Origin of the sequence: Thioalkalivibrio sp. ALJ2 (assembly GCF_000378325.1) — a bacterium.
Classification (GTDB): domain Bacteria; phylum Pseudomonadota; class Gammaproteobacteria; order Ectothiorhodospirales; family Ectothiorhodospiraceae; genus Thioalkalivibrio.
In genome coordinates this window covers 979,957-1,001,677 of record NZ_KB899554.1, presented here as the reverse complement: position 1 = coordinate 1,001,677, position 21,721 = coordinate 979,957, and the positions used below count along the sequence as shown (strand labels likewise).

18 protein-coding genes are annotated in these 21,721 nt (G+C 66.8%); 5 read left to right on the top strand and 13 right to left on the bottom strand.

All coding sequences use genetic code 11. From position 1 onward, the window contains the following. Positions 1-79: 79 nt before the first annotated feature. The gene (locus F468_RS0104700; protein WP_018174752.1) at positions 80-1,468 is read right to left on the bottom strand and encodes a hypothetical protein; all 1,389 of its coding nucleotides are present in this window, start codon (positions 1,466-1,468) and stop codon (positions 80-82) included. 194 nt (positions 1,469-1,662) lie between these two features. On the opposite strand from F468_RS0104700, the gene F468_RS0104695 reads away from it, so the two are divergent. Together F468_RS0104695 and fabA are read left to right on the top strand one after the other, a co-directional pair. After that, entirely contained in the window at positions 1,663-1,977 is a 315-nt protein-coding gene (locus F468_RS0104695) for a hypothetical protein (RefSeq protein ID WP_012982158.1), read from the top strand. A 107-nt stretch (positions 1,978-2,084) separates the two neighbouring features. After that, positions 2,085-2,597 (top strand): 3-hydroxyacyl-[acyl-carrier-protein] dehydratase FabA, encoded by a 513-nt coding sequence (gene fabA, locus F468_RS0104690; protein WP_012982157.1) that lies wholly within the window; start codon positions 2,085-2,087, stop codon positions 2,595-2,597. A gap of 30 nt (positions 2,598-2,627) precedes the next feature. Here fabA and F468_RS0104685 read toward each other — a convergent pair whose 3' ends face one another. After that, a complete protein-coding gene (locus F468_RS0104685; RefSeq protein ID WP_012982156.1) occupies positions 2,628-3,110 on the bottom strand; it encodes a DUF1249 domain-containing protein in 483 nt (160 codons plus the stop codon). A gap of 250 nt (positions 3,111-3,360) precedes the next feature. Between F468_RS0104685 and F468_RS0104680 the strand changes: the two genes are divergently transcribed. The 3 genes from F468_RS0104680 (at position 3,361) to F468_RS0104670 (ending at position 8,297) form a co-directional block, all read left to right on the top strand. Continuing rightward, positions 3,361-4,998 (top strand): alpha-D-glucose phosphate-specific phosphoglucomutase, encoded by a 1,638-nt coding sequence (locus F468_RS0104680; protein ID WP_018174750.1) that lies wholly within the window; start codon positions 3,361-3,363, stop codon positions 4,996-4,998. Between the two features lie 22 nt (positions 4,999-5,020). Then, the gene (locus F468_RS0104675) at positions 5,021-6,412 is read left to right on the top strand and encodes a sodium-dependent transporter (RefSeq protein ID WP_018994686.1); all 1,392 of its coding nucleotides are present in this window, start codon (positions 5,021-5,023) and stop codon (positions 6,410-6,412) included. Positions 6,413-6,626: 214 nt separating this feature from the next. Further along, on the top strand, positions 6,627-8,297 hold the full coding sequence (locus F468_RS0104670) for a Na/Pi symporter (RefSeq protein ID WP_018994685.1): 1,671 nt from the start codon (positions 6,627-6,629) through the stop codon (positions 8,295-8,297). 860 nt (positions 8,298-9,157) lie between these two features. Here the strand turns inward: F468_RS0104670 and F468_RS0104665 are convergent. From F468_RS0104665 to pnp, 11 genes are all read right to left on the bottom strand, one after another. Next, a complete protein-coding gene (locus tag F468_RS0104665) occupies positions 9,158-10,360 on the bottom strand; it encodes an aminotransferase class I/II-fold pyridoxal phosphate-dependent enzyme (RefSeq protein WP_018994684.1) in 1,203 nt (400 codons plus the stop codon). Then, positions 10,347-11,801 carry a ribosome biogenesis GTPase Der gene (gene der / locus F468_RS0104660; protein ID WP_018994683.1) on the bottom strand — a complete coding sequence of 485 codons (1,455 nt, stop codon included), beginning with the start codon at positions 11,799-11,801 and terminating at the stop codon, positions 10,347-10,349. Before der ends, F468_RS0104665 begins: the two co-directional genes overlap by 14 nt. Before the next feature lie 50 nt (positions 11,802-11,851). Beyond that, positions 11,852-13,042 carry an outer membrane protein assembly factor BamB gene (gene bamB / locus F468_RS0104655; RefSeq protein ID WP_018174746.1) on the bottom strand — a complete coding sequence of 397 codons (1,191 nt, stop codon included), beginning with the start codon at positions 13,040-13,042 and terminating at the stop codon, positions 11,852-11,854. Positions 13,043-13,057: 15 nt separating this feature from the next. Further along, positions 13,058-13,672, bottom strand: coding sequence for a tetratricopeptide repeat protein (locus F468_RS0104650; RefSeq protein ID WP_018138253.1), 615 nt, complete (start codon positions 13,670-13,672; stop codon positions 13,058-13,060). Between the two features lie 43 nt (positions 13,673-13,715). Then, on the bottom strand, positions 13,716-14,999 hold the full coding sequence (hisS, locus tag F468_RS0104645) for a histidine--tRNA ligase (RefSeq protein WP_018174745.1): 1,284 nt from the start codon (positions 14,997-14,999) through the stop codon (positions 13,716-13,718). Positions 15,000-15,056: 57 nt separating this feature from the next. Then, on the bottom strand, positions 15,057-16,256 hold the full coding sequence (locus F468_RS0104640) for a RodZ domain-containing protein (RefSeq protein ID WP_018649003.1): 1,200 nt from the start codon (positions 16,254-16,256) through the stop codon (positions 15,057-15,059). Beyond that, positions 16,246-17,016, bottom strand: coding sequence for a type IV pilus biogenesis/stability protein PilW (pilW, locus tag F468_RS0104635; protein ID WP_018138256.1), 771 nt, complete (start codon positions 17,014-17,016; stop codon positions 16,246-16,248). The genes F468_RS0104640 and pilW overlap by 11 nt, the downstream gene beginning before the upstream one ends. Continuing rightward, a complete protein-coding gene (locus F468_RS0104630; RefSeq protein WP_018138257.1) occupies positions 17,016-18,149 on the bottom strand; it encodes a bifunctional tRNA (adenosine(37)-C2)-methyltransferase TrmG/ribosomal RNA large subunit methyltransferase RlmN in 1,134 nt (377 codons plus the stop codon). The genes pilW and F468_RS0104630 overlap by 1 nt, the downstream gene beginning before the upstream one ends. Before the next feature lie 144 nt (positions 18,150-18,293). Continuing rightward, complete coding sequence (gene ndk / locus F468_RS0104625; RefSeq protein WP_018138258.1) at positions 18,294-18,725, bottom strand: nucleoside-diphosphate kinase; 432 nt, start codon at positions 18,723-18,725, stop codon at positions 18,294-18,296. 152 nt (positions 18,726-18,877) lie between these two features. Beyond that, a complete protein-coding gene (locus tag F468_RS0104620; RefSeq protein ID WP_018649005.1) occupies positions 18,878-19,501 on the bottom strand; it encodes a class I SAM-dependent methyltransferase in 624 nt (207 codons plus the stop codon). Between the two features lie 65 nt (positions 19,502-19,566). After that, the gene (gene pnp / locus F468_RS0104615) at positions 19,567-21,654 is read right to left on the bottom strand and encodes a polyribonucleotide nucleotidyltransferase (RefSeq protein WP_018994682.1); all 2,088 of its coding nucleotides are present in this window, start codon (positions 21,652-21,654) and stop codon (positions 19,567-19,569) included. Positions 21,655-21,721 lie beyond the last annotated feature (67 nt).

Below are 21,721 nucleotides of genomic sequence, written 5' to 3'. Positions count from 1 at the left end.
GTCGCCTGCATGGCCGGGGGCGCATTCTACAGTGGCATTCGTGGCTCGCGGCAACGCACCGCCTGCGGGGTGATCCGCGTCACATTCCGGCATCCGCATCCCGGGCCGACGTCGAACGGTCCGCGAGCCGTTCGCGCACCGCGCGCGCCGGGAATGTGACCAGCTCGAACAGGGCCGGCAGCAGCCTGCGCAGCTGCAATGCAATCACGGCAAGCAGGTGCAGCACACCCGTCAGCAGCGCCAGCAGGATGCCGAGCAGCCCTCCGACCAGCACCCGTATCGCCTGCAGGAGGGAGACCAGCCACAGCGGCGCAAGCGCCACCACCAGCGGCACCACCAGCCCGACCGCCGCACCAACCATCTGCTCGGTCCAGTACAGCGTGGGCGGTGGCGCGACCTCCCCGGCCATCAGGGTCTCCAGCAAATCGTTGCGATAGCGGACCCACTCCAGGTGATAACCGGCCAGGCCCGACAGCACCACCACGGCGGCCAGCACCAGCAATGCCGTGACCACCAGGCCCATTCGGGCCCAGTTGTCGCGCTCCATCACCGCCTGCGGCAGCAGCCGGACCGCCCCGCGGCTCTCGGCCAGCAGCCACCCGCTTACCAGCGCAATCCCCAGCAGCAGCGCAATGATCCGATCCGAGAGCGTCCCGGGCCCCGCGTCCTCGGCACCCGGGAACTGCCCGTCAAACGGCGGCCCGAAGAGCTGGTGGTACACCGTGACCGCCAGCACCGTCAGCGCAAGCCCCAGCAGGCCCAGCAAACCCTGGCTGACGGCCTGGATATACGAAGGCATCTGATGGCGGATCGAAGGCTCGGTCTGCTCGCAGCGCGTCAGGGCGTGGTCCAGGCGGCCCCCCTGACGCTGCAGGTCGCCCAGACGCCTTTGCAGACCCTCCAGACGGCCGACCAGCTGATCCACCGGGCTCTCCAGCCGCCGCCGGGCGGCCAGCATGCCCTGCGCCAGCTGCCGGTGTTCCTCCATGCCCAGCCGCGCGATACGCAGGATCGTCTCCTGGAGATCCTGCGCGAGACGCTGACTCTGCGGGGTATCACTGACGGGGGTGCTGGCCAGTGCCTCGAGACGGCTTACCCAGGCGGGTTCCTCGAGCAGGCGGGTCTCGTCCCGTTCGTAGGCCTCGCGCAGGGCGCGCAAGGTTTCAGTGGACTCCTGGCGAAGCTGCGGCATCTGCGCCAGGTCATGCCCCACCAGGTGGGCATACCGACGTTCCAGGGCCTCCACCGCCCCGTGGATACGATCGGCCTCCAGCCGTGCCAGATACCGGCGATGCCAACCGGTCACGGCATCCCGCACATGTACGAGATGCCGGCGCAGCGCACATACCAGGTGGACCAGCCCGCCCGTGATCGCAAGCAGCACCGTGCGCACCGGATTCCGCGCCCAGTCCAGCAGCACGATGGCGACCACGATCGCCAGAGTCACCATCAGGATTGTGATCGCCACGCCACCCCCTCGTCGGTCCTGCCTGTCGCCCGGACACGCCGGGCCCCACACCTACCCTGCTTGCAACCGGCACTCACCTGTCGCCGGTTCTCCCCGCCGCGATTATGGCCGATCCAACCATCCGGTGCGCGCCCCCCTGGCTCAAGTTTGCGACAAGCGCGCCGATAGGGAGGGTAAATCTCCGGAGAATCCCAATGCTGCAGACCGACCTGCTTCCCATCGCCGGCCCAGAACGCATGGAACAACCCGGCTGGCTGGATGCCGGCTTCACCGCCGGCTGGCTGCCCGCGTTCCGTCATCGAGGTACGGGCGAGGTGCATGCCAGCCACCTGGAAGATGGTCGACTGGCCTGCACGCACATCCTAGACACCCTGCCCGCGTCCTGGATCGCCGAGCGCGACGCCGAGGGCCGCCCCGGTGCCCTGGTGGCCGACATCCAGGCCGGCTACCTGCGCGGGTCGCGCTTCTACACCCTGGCCGAGCTGCTGCGCTACCCGTCCGACGCCTGATTCTTGCGTCTCTGGCGCCGCCCGGCGGCCAGCGCCCTCGGCCGGCACAATTGCTTTTAGGCGCGGGTTTCGGTCCAATACCGGGCTTTTCCCCGAGCGGCGCCCCCATGCAGAAAAATCAGTACGATCGCGACGAACTCCTGGCCTGCGGCTACGGCGACATGTTTGGCCCGGGCAACGCCCAGTTGCCGGTCCCCAACATGCTGATGATGGATCGCGTCCTGGAGATCAACAGCGATGGCGGCGAACATGGCAAGGGCCAGATGATCGCCGAGCTGGATATCAATCCAGACCTGTGGTTCTTCGCCTGTCACTTCCCTGGTGATCCCGTAATGCCCGGCTGCCTGGGGCTGGACGCGATGTGGCAGCTGGTCGGCTTTTATCTGGCCTGGCTGGGCAACCCCGGCCGCGGCCGCGCCCTGGGTGTGGGCGAAGTGAAGTTCACCGGTCAGGTCCTGCCCACCGCGAAGAAGGTCACCTACCGCATCGACATGAAGCGGGTGATCTCGCGCAAGCTGGTGCTCGGCATTGGCGACGGCATCGTCGAGGTCGATGGCCGGCCGATCTACGAGGCCCATGACCTGCGTGTGGGCCTGTTTACCTCCACCGAAAACTTCTGACCTGACCGGCAAGCCTGCTCCGGCAGGGCACTAGTCCGTCGCCAGCGGCGCGGGCGTGGCGTCCGGGTAGAAGCGGTGGCCCTGGCGCAAGCAGTAGCGCAGCCACTTGAACAGAAAGCGGTTATGCCGCCAGCGGCAGCCCAGCCCCGGGTGCCCCGCGATCGTGTCGATCACCAGGTCCTCGCCGCTGCGCCGGCAGTGACGCCCCAGCACCTCGGCCTGCCGCGCATCGTGGAACAGGCGCACCCGGGCATCCGGCTGCAGGCGCGGTTCATCGCGCCCGGCAAAGGCATAGGTCAGTCGCAGCGTGGTCGTGTACCGCGTGCGCTCCAGCACCTCCAGATGCAGATCCAGCGCCCCCTCGACCCGCGAGACCGAGTGCACCGGCTGACAGTGCAACTCGGGGCACAGACGCCGTATGGACAGGTAGTTCTCCTCGTACATCTCCATCAGCGCCGCGAAGGTCACCGGGCGCGGCTCGAGGTGGGCGGGGGTGCGGGTATCCAGCAACATGCCGCGCAGTCTAACAGCCCCCGGGCAACCACAGGCCAATGTACCCGCAAGGAATAATGTCCGGTTCTGCACGATCGACTTTCCGCCTCGATACAAGCCGAATCCATCGCTTCCGAGGCGCGCGGCACGCAGCGGGTGTCGAAAACCATGCGCAAACCCTTCGCCCGGCACGGGACACCCCGAGCCCTTTTTGGTACCGTCAAACCAGAAGAGAATCCCCGGCGTGCAACCCAAAAGGACTCACGACTTCATGGATATCAGTGTCGTCACGACCCGGCCATTCAACGACCAGAAGCCCGGCACCTCGGGCCTGCGCAAGCGGGTACGGCAGTTCCGGCAGCCTCACTATCTGGAAAACTTCATCCAGAGCATCTTCGAGGCACACCCGAGCCTGTGCGAAGGGGAGCTAATCCTCGGCGGGGATGGCCGCTTCCACAACCGCGAGGCGATCCAGACCATCCTGCGCATGGCCGCGGCCAACGACGTCAAGAAGGTCGCGATCGGCTATGCCGGACTCCTGTCGACCCCGGCCGCCAGCCACCTGATCCGCTCGCGCGGTGCCACCGGCGCCATCATCCTCTCGGCCTCCCATAACGCCGGAGGGCCGGAGGGAGACTTCGGTGTCAAGCTGAACACGGCCAACGGCGGGCCCGCACCGCCCGGCGTCACCGATGCCATCTTCGAGCACAGCAAGTCGCTCACCCATTACCGCATCGCCAGCGGCACGCCGCACGTCGATATCGATCATCTGCACACCACCCATCTCGGCGAGATGTCGATCGAGGTCGTCGACCCCGTGGGTGCCTACGCCGACCACATGGAGACACTGTTCGACCTCGAACGCATCGGCGAACTGCTGCGCTCGGACTTTTTCCGCATGCGCTTCGACGCGATGCATGCGGTCACGGGACCCTACGCCGAGGAAATCCTGATCAACCGCCTGGGCGCCCCCGCCGAAACCCTGCTGCGTGCGGAACCACTGGCCGATTTCGGCGGACGCCACCCGGACCCGAACCTGGCCCATACCCGCGAGCTGTGCGAGGCCCTGTACGGGCGCAACCCGCCGGACTTTGGCGCGGCCTCCGACGGCGACGGCGACCGCAATCTGATCCTGGGCCCGAATTTCTTCGTCACGCCGTCCGACAGCCTGGCCATCATGGCGGCCAACGCCCACCTGATCCCCGCGTTCTCCGACGGGCTGAAGGGTGTGGCGCGCAGCATGCCGACTAGCCAGGCGGTGGACGTGGTCGCCGAGGCGCTCGGCATCCCCTGCTTCGAGACACCCACCGGCTGGAAATTCTTCGGCAACCTGCTGGACGACGGCCGCATCCGCCTGTGCGGCGAGGAGAGCTTTGGCACCAGCTCCGATCATGTGCGCGAGAAGGATGGCCTGTGGGCCGTGCTGTTCTGGCTGAACCTGCTGGCCGCCCGCCGCCAGTCGGTGGAAGAGATCGTGCGCGATCACTGGCGCGACTACGGTCGCCACTACTACACGCGGCATGACTACGAAGGGCTGGACACCGCCCGCGCCGAACAGGTGATGGCGCGCATCGGCGAACAGCTCTCGAGCCTCCCGGGGCAGTCGCTCGCCGGCATGCGTGTCACGGAGGCGGACGACTTCGCCTACCGCGACCCGGTGGATGGCAGCGTGACCGAGCACCAGGGCCTGCGGGTCCTGTTCGAGGGCGGCGCGCGCATCGTGTTCCGCCTCTCCGGGACTGGCACTGAAGGAGCGACCCTGCGCATCTACATCGAGCAGTACGAGACCCACCCGGAGCACCTGGACCGCGAGCCGCAGGAGCTGCTGCGTCCGCTGATCGAGGCTGCCGTGCGGCTGGGTGACCTGCCGGGCCTGACCGGGCGCGACCAACCCGATGTGATTACCTGACCCGACCTTCAGTCCACCGCTGATGGACATCGTCGCCACCCGGCAGCGCTGGACGCATGGCTATGCGTTCGTGCTGGCCGCCACCGCCTCGGCGGTCGGGCTCGGCAACATCTGGAAGTTTCCCTACATCCTCGGCCAGAACGGCGGCGGCGCCTTTCTGGCCGTGTACCTGCTGACCATTGCCCTGATCGGCATCCCGATCATGATGGCCGAGGTCATGATCGGACGGCGCGGGCGCCGTTCTCCGGGGTACGCGGCACTGGCCGTCGCCCGCGAGGCGCGCGTCCGCGACGCCTGGCAGATGGTTGGCTGGGTCGGGATCATCGCCCTGTTCGTGATCATGACCTTCTACGCCGTGGTCACCGGCTGGGTCTTCTCCTATGTGCCACGGGCCGCCAGCGGGGCCTTCGCCGGGGTAGACGCGCCCGAGGTCATCGCGATCTTCGAAGGCGTTCAGACATCGCTTCCGGGGATGCTGCTGTGGACTACACTGGTCCTTGCGGCGACCTTCGCGATTGTGGCCCTGGGGCTACGCAACGGGCTGGAACGCGGTGTAGCACTGGTGATGCCGCTGCTGTTCGGGCTGCTGCTGGCCGCCATGGTTGGCGGTCTCTGGGTCGGCGACGCCGAAACCGCTCTGGACTTCATGTTCCGCCCGGACTTCTCCGCCCTCGACCGACACAGCCTGCTGATCGCGGTCGGGCACGCGTTCTTTACCATGACCCTGGCAGCCGGCGTGCTGATGATGTTTGGCGCCTATCTTCCCAGGAAAACCTCCATCGCCGGCACGGCCATCGGGGTTGCGATCGCCGACACCGTGATCGCACTGATCGCAGGGGTCGCGATCTTCCCGGTGGTCTTTGGCTATGGCCTCGATCCCGCCGCCGGGCCCGGCCTGATGTTCGAGGCCCTGCCGCTGGCCCTGTCCGCGATCCCGGCGGGGGTCCTGCTCACGACGCTGTTCTTCGCGGCGCTAAGCCTCGCGGCCTTCAGCACCATGATCGCGAACGTCCAGGTATTCGTGCACCTGCTGCACGAACACTTTGGCATCTCCTGCCTGAAGGCTGCCCTGGGCAGCGCGCTGGGCATCTGGGCTTTCAGCCTGATCACCATGTTCTCGTTTACCGGGGCCGGCTGGGCCCAGATCGACCTGGTCGTGCTGGGGCGCGAGTTGCCGACGCTCTACCACCTGCTGGAACACACGGCCATCAACATCCTGCTGCCGGTCAGCGGCCTGCTGATCGCACTGTTTGCCGGCTGGATCCTGCCGGTGAGGATCACACGCGACGAGCTGGGGCGGCCACCACTAGCCTTTCATATCTGGCGTCTGATCCTGCGCTATATCGCGCCGATCGTCCTGCTGACCCTGTTCTGGCAGAACTCGGTGATCGTCAACCACCTGCCATTGACCTAAACGACCACGTCCCGGCACCCCGCGCGGAACCCTGATTACGGAGCCGCCCTTGGAACCACCGCCACCCCGAGCACCGGGGCCACCGGATGGGGGACCGCCATCGGACTGCTCGGCCTGGCTGAGGGTGTTCCCCTTTGCCGTTACCGGCGTTCCTTGTCACGACCACCTCACGGACGCGGACGCAGACCACAAAAGGCCCCGTTAGAATGCGCGGATGAATGGCGAGTGGATGATCACCTTCGAGATCGCGGCGACGCTGTTTGCCGGGCTCGGCCTGTTCTTCGTCGGCATACGCCTGATCAGCGAGCACCTGCGCCAGCTCGCGGACCAGCGCCTGCGGGCACTGGTCGGGCGCGCCACGGGCTCCAACCGGGCGGCCGCGTTCCTCGGCCTGGTCGGCGGGGCGATTACACAAAGCATCCACGCGGTCATCTTTGTGCTGATCTCGCTGGTCACCGCCGGCGTACTCGACGCCCGCCGTGCCCAGCCGGTGATCAACTACGCCAACCTGGGCACCTCGCTGCTGGTCCTGATCGCCGCGCTAGACCTGACCCTGATGGTCTTCATCCTGGTCGGCGTTACGGGGCTGCTGTTCTACTTCGACCGCGACCAGTCCGCACGCCTGCGCCACCTGATCCGAGCCATGCTCGGCATTGGCCTGCTGTTCCTCGGGCTGATGTTCATCAAGGAAGGCGCCAAACCGCTCAGCGAGCTGACCTGGATGACCGGCCTGATGTCGCTGTCGGCGCAGTCCTTGCTGATCGCATTCGCCACCGGCCTGGTGTTTGCGGTGATCGCGCATTCGGCCTCCAGTATCACCATCGTGACGATGGCCCTGGCCGCCAGCGGCGTGATCGATCTCGAATACGGCCTGATGGTCGTCTACGGGGCGAGCTTCGGCACCGGTGTGTCGACCCTGATCCTCGCCGCCTCGCACAAGGGACTGGGCCGCCAGCTGGCGCTTTATCAGTTCATCCTGAAGGGACTGGGTCTGATCCTCCTGCTGCCGCTGTTCTGGATCGAGTTCTACGGCGGCGTCCCGCTGATCGCCTCGGGCCTGGAAGCGCTCGCGATCGGCATCAGCCTGCAGATCGCGCTGGCCTACATCCTCTACCAGGTCGTCTGCGACCTGGCGATGCACCCGGTGCACGGCCCCGTCGCGCGCTTCCTGGAGCGCACCGCACCGCCAACCGAGGAAGAGGCCCTGGGCAAGCCGAATTTCATCTACGCCGGGGCACAGAACGACGCCGGGTCCGCGCTGGTGCTGGTGGAAAAGGAACAGTTGCGCCTGCTCAAGCGACTGCCCGACTACCTCGAAAGCGTGCGCGATGACAGCGACGGTGCCCACCACGAGCGCCTGGCCCTGCACCGCGGCAACCTGCAGGTCACCGAGGCAATCGAGCAATTTCTCGACGAGATCCTTTCCGGTGCCCTGAGCGGGGCCACCCTCGATCATGCGATCGTGCTGAAGAACCGCAATCAGCTGCTGCTGCAGCTGGAAGATACGCTGAACGACCTCGCCACGGAGATCGAGCGCTCGCTCAATGCCGACGCCTCCGCCGAAGCCCGCGCCCTGACCCACAACCTGGTCGAGACCCTGCACATGATGCTGCTGACGCTGACCGACGCGGCGCGCAGCGGGGATGCCGACGACATCGCCCTGCTGCAGTCCCTGACCCATGATCGCTCAGAGCTGATGGATTCCATCCGTCGCCGCCTACTCGCCTCCAGTGATCTCGACGGCAGCGTACGCGAAGCGGTGTTCGGCGCGACTAGCCTGTTCGAGCGGGGCATCTGGATACTGCGGCGCTATGCGCTGCTGCTAACGCCGCCGGAGGGGGCCTCCTACGAGGCTGACCCCGCCACCGCCCCCACCAAGTCTTAACGCTATATTCCTGATCACACGGCGAAGCTCGTTGCCACGGTGTGGCTGGGCCTGGTTCGGCATCCGGTGTTTACGGTGGCTTCGTCTTGCCGCCTGCCAGGCGCTGTTTCGGCAGCGCGCCCCGAGGTACTTCTTTGCTCGTGCAAAGAAGTACCCAAGAAACACGCCCGGGATTCGCCCGGGAACCTTGCTCCGGCCGCGCCAGGCCGGCGGCGCTGAAACTCGCTACGCCTTCGGCTTCGCTCAGACAGTCAGCGCCTTCTCCCGGCCTGTCACGCCCTCCACAAGGGGCTCATATCGGGAGGGCAGGTCAAAACAGGCGGTGTTCCAGCATCAGAGGTGAGCCCTGAGCTGTAGGGTGCGTTGAGCGCAGCGAAACGCACCATGCCAACGTCGGGGCAACCCTGATGCGATTCGCTGCGCTCATCAGCATCCTACCCCTGGCGCCCGCTGGCGGGCGCGGCACGCCAAGGCCGAAGGCCGCGCGTGCCGAAGATGTCCGAAGACCTAGCCTCCATCCATAAGCTCGAGCGCCAGGGCAGCCGTTGTCTTGACCTTCACCCCCGTTGTAGTCACGCCGAGTGGAGAGGGTTTTCGCGGGAAGAAAGGCGCTGACTGTCTGAGCGAAGCCGAAGGCGTAGCGAGTTTCAGCGCCGCCCGCGAAAACCCTCGGAGCGAGGGAAACCCCGGCCCGCATAGCGGGCCGGGGTCGCGGCAGTCGGGCGTGTTTCTTGGTTACTTCTTTGCACGAGCAAAGAAGTAACTCGGGGTGCGCTGGCGAAACAGCGCTTGGCAGGCGGCAAGACGAAGCCACCGTAAAACCGGGTGCCGAACCAGGGCCAGCCTCAAACAGGTGAGTGTCAGGCGAGGACCGACGCGAGGCGGTCCAGTGCTTCGCGCAGGCGTGACTCGCGCTGGGTGTAGGCGATGCGCAGGTAGCGCTGGCCTGCGCTAGGGCTGAAGTCCGTGCCGGGCGTCAGCGCCACGCCTGCCTCGTCGAGGATGCGTGCACAAAGTGCCTCGGAGTCACCCCCGTGTGCCGTGCAGTCGGCATAGATGTAGAACGCCCCATCGGGACGGGCCTGGACCTCGAGGCCCAGCGCCGGCAGGGCCTCGAGCAGCACGTCACGCCGCGTCTGCAGTTCGCGCACCTGGCGTTGCAGGATCTCCTCGGTCTCGGGCGCGAAGGCCTCGACCGCGGCCGTCTGCGCCATGCTGGCCGGGGCCACGAACAGGTTCTGGGCAATCCTGCGAACCGGGTCGATCCACGGCTGCGGGACCACCATCCACCCCAGGCGCCAGCCGGTCATCGCGAAGTACTTGGAAAAGCTGTTGATTACGATGACATCGGGATGGAAGGCCGCGGCACTGCGCTGCGGCTCATCGAACAGGATCTGGCCGTAGATCTCGTCCACGATCACCAGGCCGCCCCGCGCCCGCACAACATCCACGATGGCCGCGAGACGATCGGCGGACAGCCGGGTACCGGTGGGATTCGCCGGCGAGCCGAGCAGGATGGCCCGGGTTCGCTCGCCCCAGGCCTGCGCCACCGCCTCGGCCGTCGGCTGGAAGGCGTGCTCGGCCGCCACCGGCAGCCCGACCGGCACCGCGCCGCGCGCGGCGACAAACTGACGGTTGCAGGCATAGCCGGGGTCCGGGAGCAGCACTTCCTCGCCGGGATTCACTCCAGCGGCCAGCGCCAGCAGGATCGCGGCTGAGGCCCCCGCCGTGATCACGATGCGTTCGGGGTCGACGTCGGCCTGATGGCGCCGCCGGTAATCGGCCGCGATCGCCTCGCGCAGTTCGCGGGTGCCATGCGCGGGGGTATAGCGTGTATCCCCGGCCGCCAGCGCAAGCTCCCCGGCGCGCAGCACCGCGGGGGGCGTGGGAAAGTCCGGTTCACCCACCTCCAGGTGGATGATATCGCGCCCGGCACGCTCGGCCGCCTGGGCGCGCGCCAGGATATCCATCACCCGGAAGGGCTCGACCGCTCGGCCGAACGCGGACAGCGCAGGGGCACTCGGCCCCTCCAGTGATGCCCGGCTCGGATCAGCGGCGGACATGGCGCATCATGCGCTTTCGTTTGCGCTGCTGGCGCGGCGTGAGGGTATTGCGGCGACCGGCATACGGGTTGCGGCCCGAGCGAAACTCCATGCGCAGCGGTGTACCCACCAGCCCCAGATGCTTGCGGAAGAAGTTCTCCAGGAAGCGCTTGTAGCTGCCCGGCAGGGCATCGGTCTGGTTGCCATGGATCACGATGACCGGGGGATTCTGCCCGCCCTGATGGGCGTAGCGCAGCTTGATGCGGCGACCGCTGACCAGCGGTGGAGCATGCTCGGCGACGGCACTCTCCAGCAAGCGGGTCAGCTCGGGGGTCGAGACCTTGGCGAACGCACTGGCATGGGCCTCCTGCACATCTTCGAGCAGGTGCCCCACATTGGTGCCATGCAGGGCGGAGATCAGCCGCAGCCGGGCAAAATTGACGAAGCCGAGGCGCCGATCCAGGTCGTCGCGCACGCGCTCGCGTTCCTCCGGCGCCATGCCGTCCCACTTGTTCACCGCGAGCACCAGCGCGCGACCGGAGTCGATCACCAGGCCCAGCAGGTGAGCATCCTGCTCCGAAAGCCCGGCCTGGGCATCCATCACCAGGATCACGACATGCGCGGCCTCGATCGCCTGCAGCGTCTTGATCACGCTGAACTTCTCGATGACCTCGTGTACACGCGCCCGGCGCCGCACCCCCGCCGTATCGATCAGGGTGTAATCCTGCCCATCGCGCGAGAACGGGACAAAGATGGAATCACGAGTGGTACCGGCGACATCCGTGGCCACCACGCGCTCGTCGCCGAGGATGCGATTGACCAGCGTGGATTTGCCGACATTCGGGCGCCCGACAATGGCCACGCGCATGCCCGGCCAGTCGTCCAGCGCGGCCTGCTGCGAGGCCTCGTCCAGTCCGTCCTCCGCGGCCTCCTCCGCTGCACCCTCGGCTGCTTCGGCCTCGCGCCGCTCGGCGGCCACGGCCCGCCGGACCTTCTGCATCAGGCCCTTGATGCCACGACCATGGGCTGCGGCAATCGACGTGATCTCGCCCATGCCCAGGGTATAGAACTCGGCGCTCACGGCGTCGGCATCCAGGCCGTCGGTCTTGTTCACCACGACCCGGGCCTTGACCCCGGCCGAACGCAACTGGTCGGCGATCGCCTGGTCCTGCGGCGTCAGGCCATCGCGCGCATCCACCAGGAACAGGACATGGTCCGCCTCCGCGACGGCCCGCTGGGTCTGCTCGGCCATCGCCCGGTCCATCTCGGCACCCTCGCCCGACAGACCACCGGTATCCACCACCAGGTAGGGGAAGTCGCCCACCTTGCCGATGCCGTACTGGCGATCGCGGGTCAGGCCGGCGACATCGGCCACCAGCGCATCACGCGAGCGCGTGAGCTGATTGAACAGGGTCGACTTGCCGACATTGGGTCGGCCGACCAGGGCAATGACAGGGATCATCAGGCAACGCTACCGCAACAGCTGGATCCGGGGGTACGTGCCAGCGACGCTCATTCCCCGGAGTCCAGACGCGGATTGACCGCGGTGAGCCGACCGTTGTCGGTCACCACGTAGAGGATGTCGTCCACCAGCACAGGGCGGCTCACGACCGCGCCGGAGCTCGCCCGCAGACGGGCCACGATGCGGCCGTCCTCGAGGTGGAACCAGTGCAGGTAGCCTTCGTAGTCGCCGACGATGGCGTAATCACCGACCACAACCGGGGCCGTGACGCCGCGCAGGCGCAGCTGCTCGCTCTGCCAGAGATCGGCGCCATTGCGCGGATCCAGCCCCCACAGGTGGCTCTCGGCATCGGTGACCGCGAGGACGTTCGCCTCGTTCGTCACATCCCCACCCTGATAGGACGAGAAGTCGCGGGCCCAGAAGATTTCGCCGGAATTCAGGTCGATGGCGGCCAGACGCCCCTGATAGCCGGATGCGATCGCCGCACCCTGATAGATCGGCATGTAACCGTCGACATCGACCATGCGCTCCACCTCCGAGCGGCCGGTCGGGATGCCGAGCGTCGTCTCCCACAGTACGTTGCCGCGCTCCCGCCCGAGCATTACCACACGCCCGTTATCGAAGCCGGTAAGTACGCGCCCGGCCGTCATCTGGGGCCGATGCGCACCGCGCAGGCTCAGCGAGGGCGTGGTCCGCAGCGCGGTCCACTGCGTGGCGCCGGAGGCCGCATCCAGGGCATGCACGCGACCATCGTTGGTGCGCGCAATCACAACACCCGAGGCGACGTCCGAAATCGCCACGACCTCGCTGGACAGACGCGAGCGCCAACGCTCGCCATCACCCTGCAGATCCACCGCGATAGCCTCGCCATCCAGAGTGCCGACCACCGCGATCTCGTCGCCCACACCAACACCCGCCGACACCCGGGCGTCGTCCAGGCGTACGCGCCAGCGCTGGCTCCCGGTTTCCGGATTCAGCCCGGAGACGCGGCCATCGGCATCGACCATCACCAGCATGTCGTCGACCACCCCCGGATAGACCTGCCAGAGGAAGCGCTCACCGCCGCTCCCGACCGAGCGCGACCACAGCTGCTCCGGCTGCGCCTCCGCCTCGAATTCGGGCAGATCGGCCGGGGGCTCCGTGGTATCGCGTTGCCACAGGCCACAGGCACTCAGCGACAGCATGAGCGCACCGGCAATCAGCAGGCGCACGGCGGTCTTCGTCGGGGCAGACACGGACATGGGAGGTCAGTTCCTTTAGGCCGAGAGCTCTTCGTACTTCAGGCTCAGGTATTCGGGTGTATGGCCATGGTCAAGCGCTTCGCGATAGCGCTCGCGGGCCAGGTCGCGATCCCCGCGCGCCCGCGCGAGGTCGCCTTCCAGTTCCAGGCGCAGGCCGCGAAACGCATCGCGGCGCACGTCGCCAAGGGCCGATTCGGCATCGTCATACTGCTCCGCCAGAATCATCTGCCGCGCCATGCGCAGGGTGAGCAGTTCGCGGTAACCCCGATCCGGCGCAGCATCACGCGCCGAGCGCAAGGCCTCTATGGCCGCCTCGTGGTCGCCCTCGGAGACCGCCAGGTCTGCGCGGAAGATCCAGGCCAGCGAGCGATACGGCGTACCCCGGCCCTGCTCGATCAGCTGGTCGGCCAGCTCCATCGCACGGGCGTTGTTGCCGGTCTGCGCCGCGCCCTGCATAGCGATATACATGTCGGAGGCGCCGGCCGCGCGCTCGTCCTGGTGGCCACTCCACCAGTTCCAGCCGATCAGGCCGCCAATGCCCAGCACCAGACCGGCAATGATGGCGATGGCATTATCCGACCACCATTGTTTGATGCGTTCGGCTTTTTCTTCGTCGGTGAGGTAGCTCATCGTCCTCTTGATCCTTCGGTTGCGGTACGCGCCTTGACGTTCGTCAGGCGGCGGACGCGTGCAGGGCCTGTTCCAGATGGCGCGCGAGTTCCTCGCGCGGTACGGCAGTTTGTTCGGCTCCGGGCGATCTTAACGGCTTCACCGTCACGGTGCCCGCGGCGTGTTCGTCAGTTCCGAGCACCAGGGCAAAATGGGCGCCCAGCCGATCCGCCCGTTTCATCTGCGACTTGAAGCTGCCGCCCCCGCAGTGCTGGACCAACCGCAGCCCGGGCAGTTCGCTGCGCAGCCGCTCGGCCAGCTCCAGCGCGGGCCCCACCAGCTCGTCACCGCCCACGACCAGGTAGGCATCCGGCCCCGGCGGCTGCGGTGCATCTTCCCGGGCCTCCAGCAGCGCGACCAGGCGCTCCAGCCCCATGGCCATGCCAATGGCCGGGGTGCCACGCCCCCCCAGCTGTTCCACCAGGCCGTCATAGCGCCCGCCGGCGCAGACCGTGCCTTGCGCCCCGAGGTCGTCGGTAATCCACTCGAACACGGTGTGCGTATAGTAGTCCAGACCGCGCACCAGCCGCGGGTTATGGACGTACTCGATACCCAATGCATCCAGGTGCGCGCACAGGCTGTCGAAATGCGTGCGCGACTCGGCATCCAGGTGATCCATCAGGCTCGGCGCGTTCGCCACCACGGCGCGCGTCTCCGGGTGCTTGCTGTCGAGGATGCGCATGGGGTTGTCGTGCAGCCGCCGCAGCGCCTCCTCGTCCAGCGAATCCCGATGCTGCTCAAAGTAGGCGATCAGCTGGTCCCGGTACTGGGCGCGGCTTGCCGGCGTCCCCAGCGTGTTCAGCTCGAGGCGCACATTTTCCAGGCCCAGCAGCTTCCAGAGCCGGGCGGTCATGGCAATCATCTCGGCGTCCACATCCGGGCCCTGCAGCCCGAACACCTCGACACCCACCTGGTGAAACTGCCGGTAGCGACCCTTTTGCGGGCGCTCGTGCCGGAACATCGGGCCCAAATACCAAAGGCGCTGAACCTGGTTGTGCAGCAGGCCGTGCTGGATCCCGGCGCGCACGCAGGAAGCGGTGCCCTCGGGCCGCAGGCTCAGGCTGTCGCCATTGCGGTCCTCGAAGGTATACATCTCCTTTTCGACGATGTCCGTGACATCACCGATCGAGCGCTTGAAGAGCTCCGTCGCCTCGACCACCGGCATCCGGATCTCCTGATAGCCATAGCCATCCAGAAGGCCGCGCAGGCCGTCTTCCAGGTGCTGCCAGACGTGGATCGACTCGGGCAGGATGTCGTGCATCCCGCGAATGGATTTGATCGCTTTCATGTTGCCTTTGTGGACTCGGGACCGGCCTGCCCAGGGCGCGTAGCCGGCGTCGAAAGATCAGGGTTCGAGGTCGAAGCGTGCGGTGCGGTCTCCCCGGACATGGGGCTCGAAGTCAAAGGGCTCGCCATCCAGGGTCAGTTCGACGCCCCGGGCATTCCCCAGGACCACACGCCCGGGAAGCGTGAGTTCCAGTTCCTCACGGTCGCCGCTGCTCAGCACACCGGTAAACACGACCTCGTCGTCCGCATTGCGAATCTCAAGCCAGGAAGTCTCGCTGACCTCCAGCACCAGTCGGTACAGGCCGTCGCGATCGGCCTCTCCACCATTCGGTGCGGCCGCATCCTCGTCCTGGTCCTGGGCCACGGCGGCACCACCGGTCAGTAACGTCATTTCCGACACCGGGCCGGACGTCGAGGATTCGGCCGCCTCTTCAGTGGAGGTCTCGTCGGTCGCCGTGTCCTCTGCGGGCACCGGCTCGGCCAGCGTGTCCATCGCGGGTTCCGGGTCCTGTTCTGCACCAGCCTCACTGACCTCGGGATCCGTCTCCGCAGCCCTCGGCGCCTCGGGCTCGGGTTCCGCTTCCTCGATCAACGACGGCGGCGCACTCAATTCATCATCCGGCGCGCGGGCGGCGGCATCCTCGGACGGGACACTGCGATCGTCTTCCAGCCATCCCAGAGACGGGAATGACGGCGTACCGCCGCCGCGCTCTGACCACGCGTAAACCCCCAGACCCAGTAGCGCCAGCAGGAGCAGAAAGGTCAGCCAGTACGGCGCACTGGAACGCCGCCGCCTCTTGCTCCGGGCCGAGGCCGTAGCCACCGCCCGCAGCTCCGGCTCGGTCAGGCCATGGCCCTCGAAGGCGCGCAGCCAGGGATCGGCGTTCACCCCCAACTCGCGCGCACAGGCCCGCAGATAGCCCCGTACATAGGCCGGGGCCATGTGGTCAAACCGGTTCGCCTCCAGGTCTTCCAGCGTCCCGCGACCGAGGTGGATCCGGTGTGCCAGCGTGGCGGTATCCAGACCGGCGGCCTCGCGCGCGCGGCGCAGGCTATTGCCGGGCTCGCCCTCCCCACCCTCGGGATCGGGAGGCGGGGGCTGATCCCGAGTCGTCAGCCCACTTGCAGCGGGAAACTCCGGGGCCGCATGGGGGTCATCGTCCGTGGTTCGTAACGGTTCCATCTCGGAAACGGAATCGTCGACTTCCTCGACCCGGCCCAGACCCGGCTCCTTGTCATCACGCGGCTCAGCCACCATTGCGCTCCATGTCTTCCAGGCGGACCAGCTCCATGCTGTCCGGGTACTGACGCCGCAGGCGTTCCGCGCAGTCGTTCGCCGCACGCCGGTTCCCGAGCGCCAGTTCCGCCCGATAGCAGAGGAACAGCGTCTCGGAACTTTCCACACCCAGCCCTTCCAGGCGTTGCAGGAATGCCCTTGTCTGCATCGGGCGGTCGTCTTCGTAGGTCAGGCTTGCCATTTCCAGGAGGGCACGCGGGTACTGCGGGTTGATCCGCAGCGCCTCGCGCAGCTTCTCCTCGGCGCGTTCCGTCTGCCCGGCATCGGCGAAGCACACCCCGGAGTTCATCAACGCAATCTCGCGCTGGTCGTAATCGGGATTGTCGATCGCCTTGGCAAACAGCTCCTGCGCCTCGTCAAAGGCCTCGCGCCGGCACAACAGGGCCCCAAGGCTGGTCTGCACGTAGGGGTTGCCATCGTCTCGGCGCAGTGCCCGGCGGTAGTGCTCTTCCGCGCGCTCATGCGCACCCCGGCGTTCGTAGACATTGGCCATGCCCAGATTGGCGAGCGGATGGTTCGGATCGAACTCCAGCGCCCGCTTCAGATTGCGCTCGGCCTGGTCGACCTCCCCCTCGCGCAGATAACCGATACCCAGCTCGGCGTTGACCTCCGCGGCCTCTGCGCGTTCTCCGGTTACCTCGCGCTCGGCCATCGCCGCGCATCCTCCGAGGGCCAGCCCCAGCAGTACCACGACGGCCGGGCGCCCCCAGCGAAGCCCCATCAAGAGGCCCTCCGCGGGCGCTCAGGCAGTTCGGCGTGCAGACGAATCATGCGCATCCCCCGGTTGGTACGGTCTTCCACCTGCCCCACCAGCTGTCCGCAGGCAGCATCGATGTCATCGCCACGCGTGCGTCGCACCGTGGTGACATAACCCGCCTTCTGCAGCTGACGCTCGAAACGCTCGATATCCGCTTCCGCAGGACGGTCGAAAGGCGCACCGGGAAACGGATTGAACGGGATCAGATTGATCTTGCCGGGGATGCCCCGCAGCACGCCGGCCAGCTGATTGGCATGTTCGGGGCGGTCATTCACGCCGGCCAGCAGCACGTATTCGAAGGTCACGCCACTGTGCGCGCCCGTCGCCTCGACATAGCGCCGGCAGCTCTCCATCAGGCGCGCGATCGGGTACTTGCGATTGATCGGGACCAGGCGGTCGCGCAGCTCGTCGTTCGGGGCATGCAGGCTGACCGCCAGGGCGACATCGGTGTCCTCGCTGAGGCGGTCCAGCGCCGGCACCAGCCCGGAGGTCGACAGCGTCACCCGCCGACGGCTGAGGCCATAGGCGTTGTCGTCGGTCATCAACTGACAGGCCGCCACAACGGCATCGTAGTTGGCCAGGGGCTCACCCATGCCCATCAACACCACATTGCTCACCGCGCGTTGGCGGCCCTCCGGTGCCGGCAGGCGCTGCATCGCCAGCCAGACCTGGCCGATGATCTCGGCGGCCGTCAGGTTGCGGTTGAAGCCCTGCTGAGCGGTCGAACAGAAGGTACAGTCCAGCGCGCAGCCGACCTGCGAAGAGATGCACAGGGTGCCGCGTCCGGATTCGGGAATGAAGACGGTCTCGATCGCGTTGCCATCCGCCAGACGCAGCACCCATTTCACGGTGCCGTCACCGGAGGCCTTCTCCAGCGCGATCTCGGGCAGGGCGATCTCGGTTTCGCGCGCCAAGCGCTCGCGCAGATTGCGCGAAACATCCGTCATCGCGTCAAAGTCGGTGACCCCGCGCTGATGCATCCACTTGACGAGCTGAGTGGCACGAAAACGCGGCTCACCCCACTGCGCCAGCAGCTCGGTGAGCTGACTGCGGCTGTAACCCAGCAGATTCAGAGGTGTAGAGGTTTCCGCTGCCATGCTCGCGACCAGTTAAAAACACCCCCTAGTGTACTGCGCAAGGGGGATGCCTGCCTACGGGGCCCGGCGGGACCCGCGAGGGCCCCCGTAGCAGGGAGAAAAGGCGCCGCCGCGACGGGGACCGCGCCCTTTCCCGACCGGCGCTTAGCGGGTGCGCGGACAGACGCCGTCGTTGCCGAAGAAGAACTCGATCTCGCGCGCGGCGGTTTCCGCGGCGTCCGAGCCGTGGACGGCGTTCTCGTCGATCGAGGTCGCGAAGTCCGCACGGATCGTGCCCGGGGCCGCGTCCTTCGGGTTGGTCGCACCCATGATTTCACGGTTTTTGGCGATCGCGCCCTCGCCCTCGAGGACCTGCACCATCACCGGACCGGAGATCATGAACTCCACCAGATCGTTGAAAAACGGGCGCTCCTTGTGCACATCGTAGAAGCCCTCGGCCTGCTCGCGGCTCAGCTGCATCATGCGCGCGGCTACGACTTGCAGGCCGGCTTTTTCGAAACGGCTGTAGATTTCGCCGATCACATTCTTGGAAACGGCATCCGGCTTGATAATGGACAGGGTACGTTCTGCGGCCATGTTGGCTCTCCTGAGTAAGGTTGAATAAACGGGGGCTATCCTGCGTCGCAAACGCGAGAACCCGCCAGACGGCGGGCTCCAGGCAGGAACAGCGTGCGGCGCGTAGTGTAGGCAAACTCGCGCCCGCATGCACGCGGGCCGAGCCGCCAGCATCAGGCGTGCGCGGGCTTGCGGAACTCCACCTGCTTCCAATATCCGAACAGGCTGGCGGGGGCCACCATCGCCGGTTCCTGACCGGTCACGCTCACGAAGTCCTCGAACTCCATGTCCGGTCGGAAGCCGACCGCGCGCGACAACGGGCGCAGACAGCGCTCGAACCCGCGCAGCAGCCACTGCCTAGACGCGAAGTGGTTGATCACCAGGATCTGCCCGCCCGGACGGCAAACGCGCCACATCTCGGCAAACAGCCGATCCGGGTTGGGCACCACGGTGGCGACATACATCGCGACCACCGCATCAAAGCTGCTGTCGGCGAACGCAAGCTGCTCGGCGTCCATCTCGCACAGGCCGGAGACCGCGGGGAGCCCACCATTCAGGCGGCCCCGTGCGACATCCAGCATCTCGCGCGAGACGTCGATCCCGACGATCTCGCAGTCGTCCGGATAGTCCGGCAGCGAGAGTCCGGTGCCCACACCCACCTCGAGTATGCGCTTGCCGGACAGCGGCGCCAGGGTCTCCTGGGCGCGTTCGCGACCGGTTGCGAACACCCGCCCGAAGGTGGCGTCGTAGTGGCGGGCGTAGCGCTTGTAGCTCTTGCGGATACTGACCAGATCCATGCCGTTACGTCCCGAATACCGATGGCCGGGCACCCAAGGGTGCCCGTTGCGTGACGGAGCCCAGATCAGGCCTCGGACTCGACCGCTTTCATGCTCAGGCGGATGCGCCCCTGCTTGTCTACTTCCAGCACCTTCACAGTGACCGAGTCGCCCTCGGACAGGAAGTCCGCCACGTTTTCCACCCGCTCGTCGGAGATCTGCGAGATGTGCACCAGGCCATCACGGCCCGGCAGGATGGAGACGAACGCCCCAAAGTCCATGATCTTCGCGACCTTGCCGGTGTATTGACGGCCGACCTCGATGTCGGCGGTCAGCTCCTCGATACGGCGCTTGGCCTCGAGGCCGGCGGCCTGGTCAGTGGAGGCAACCTTGACCGTGCCATCGTCCTGGATGTCGATCGTCGCACCGGTCTCCTCGGTCAGGGCACGGATCGTGGCCCCGCCCTTGCCGATCACGTCGCGGATCTTGTCCGGGTTGATCTTCATGGTGATGAAGCGCGGCGCGTGGGACGACATCTCCTCGCGGTGGCTCGGCAGCACCTCGTTCATGCAGCCAAGGATGTGCATCCGGCCCTCGCGCGCCTGCGCCAGCGCCTGCTCCATGATCTCGCGGGTAATCCCGTCGATCTTGATGTCCATCTGCAGCGCGGTCACACCATTGGTGGTACCGGCCACCTTGAAGTCCATGTCGCCGAGGTGATCCTCGTCGCCCAGGATGTCCGACAGCACGGCGAAACGCTCGCCTTCCTTGATCAGGCCCATTGCGATCCCCGCGACCGGAGCCTTCAGCGGCACGCCCGCATCCATCAGCGCGAGCGAGGTCCCGCAGACGGATGCCATGGAGCTGGACCCATTGGACTCGGTGATCTCGGAGACCACGCGCACCACATAGGGGAACTCTTCGGCCTTCGGCATCACGGCCGCCACGCCACGCTTGGCCAGGCGCCCGTGCCCGATCTCGCGGCGCTTGGGCGAGCCAACGAAACCGGTCTCGCCGGTGCAATAGGGCGGGAAGTTGTAGTGCAGCATGAAGCGGTCACGGCGCTCGCCCTCGATCGCATCGATCACCTGGGCGTCGCGATCCGTGCCCAGCGTGGCCACGACCAGCGCCTGAGTCTCGCCGCGGGTAAACACCGCCGAGCCGTGCGTACGCGGAAGCACGCTGGTCTGGACGCCGATCGGGCGTACGGTCTTGTTGTCGCGTCCGTCGATACGCGGATTGCCATCCAGAATGCGGTCGCGCACCAGGCGGTACTCGAGATCGTGGAATGCCGTCTTCACCTCTTCCGCGCTCGGCCCGGACTCGTCTTCACTGGCGATCGCGTCGACGGCCTGGCTGCGCAGCTCGCTAATGCGCTGGGTACGCGCCTGCTTCTCGGCGATCTGATAGGCCTCGACGAGGTCGTTGCCCACGGCCTCCTTGACGCGGTCTTCCAGCGACGCCTCGGACGGCGGTGCCTGCCAGTCCCAAGCCGGCTTCCCGGCCTCAGCCGCCAGTTCCTTGATCGCCTGGATCGCGGCCTGCATCTGCTCGTGGCCGAACATCACCGCGCCCAGCATCGCCTCCTCGGAGAGCTCGCTGGCCTCCGATTCGACCATCAACACGGCATGCTCCGTGCCCGCCACGACCAGGTCGAGATCGGAGTCTTCCAGGGCGCTGTAGGTCGGGTTCAGCAGGTACTCACCGGCACGATAGCCGACGCGCGCGGCCCCGATCGGGCCCGCGAACGGGACACCGGACAGCGCCAGCGCGGCGGAGGCGCCCAGCAGGGCGGGGATATCGGGATCGACTTCGGGGTTGATCGACATGACCGTGGCCACGATCTGGGTCTCGTTCTTGAAACCCTCGGGGAACAGCGGGCGGATCGGACGATCAATCAGGCGCGAGGTCAGCGTTTCCTTTTCGTTCGGACGCCCTTCGCGCTTGAAGAAACCACCCGGGATCTTGCCGGCGGCGTAGGTCCGTTCCTGATAATTCACGGTCAGCGGGAAGAAGTCGCGACCTGGCTCGGCCTCCTTGCGCGCGACGGCGGTCACCAGGACCACGGTCTCGGCCATGTTGACGAGGACGGCGCCACTGGCCTGGCGGGCGATGTCACCGGTCTCGAAGGTGACGGTATGGTTTCCGTACTGGAACGACTTCTTGTGTGCCACGTTATATCCCGTTTCCCGTAATGCGTGCATCGGTCTTGCTTGCGATGGGCCGACCAGCACCCCTGCG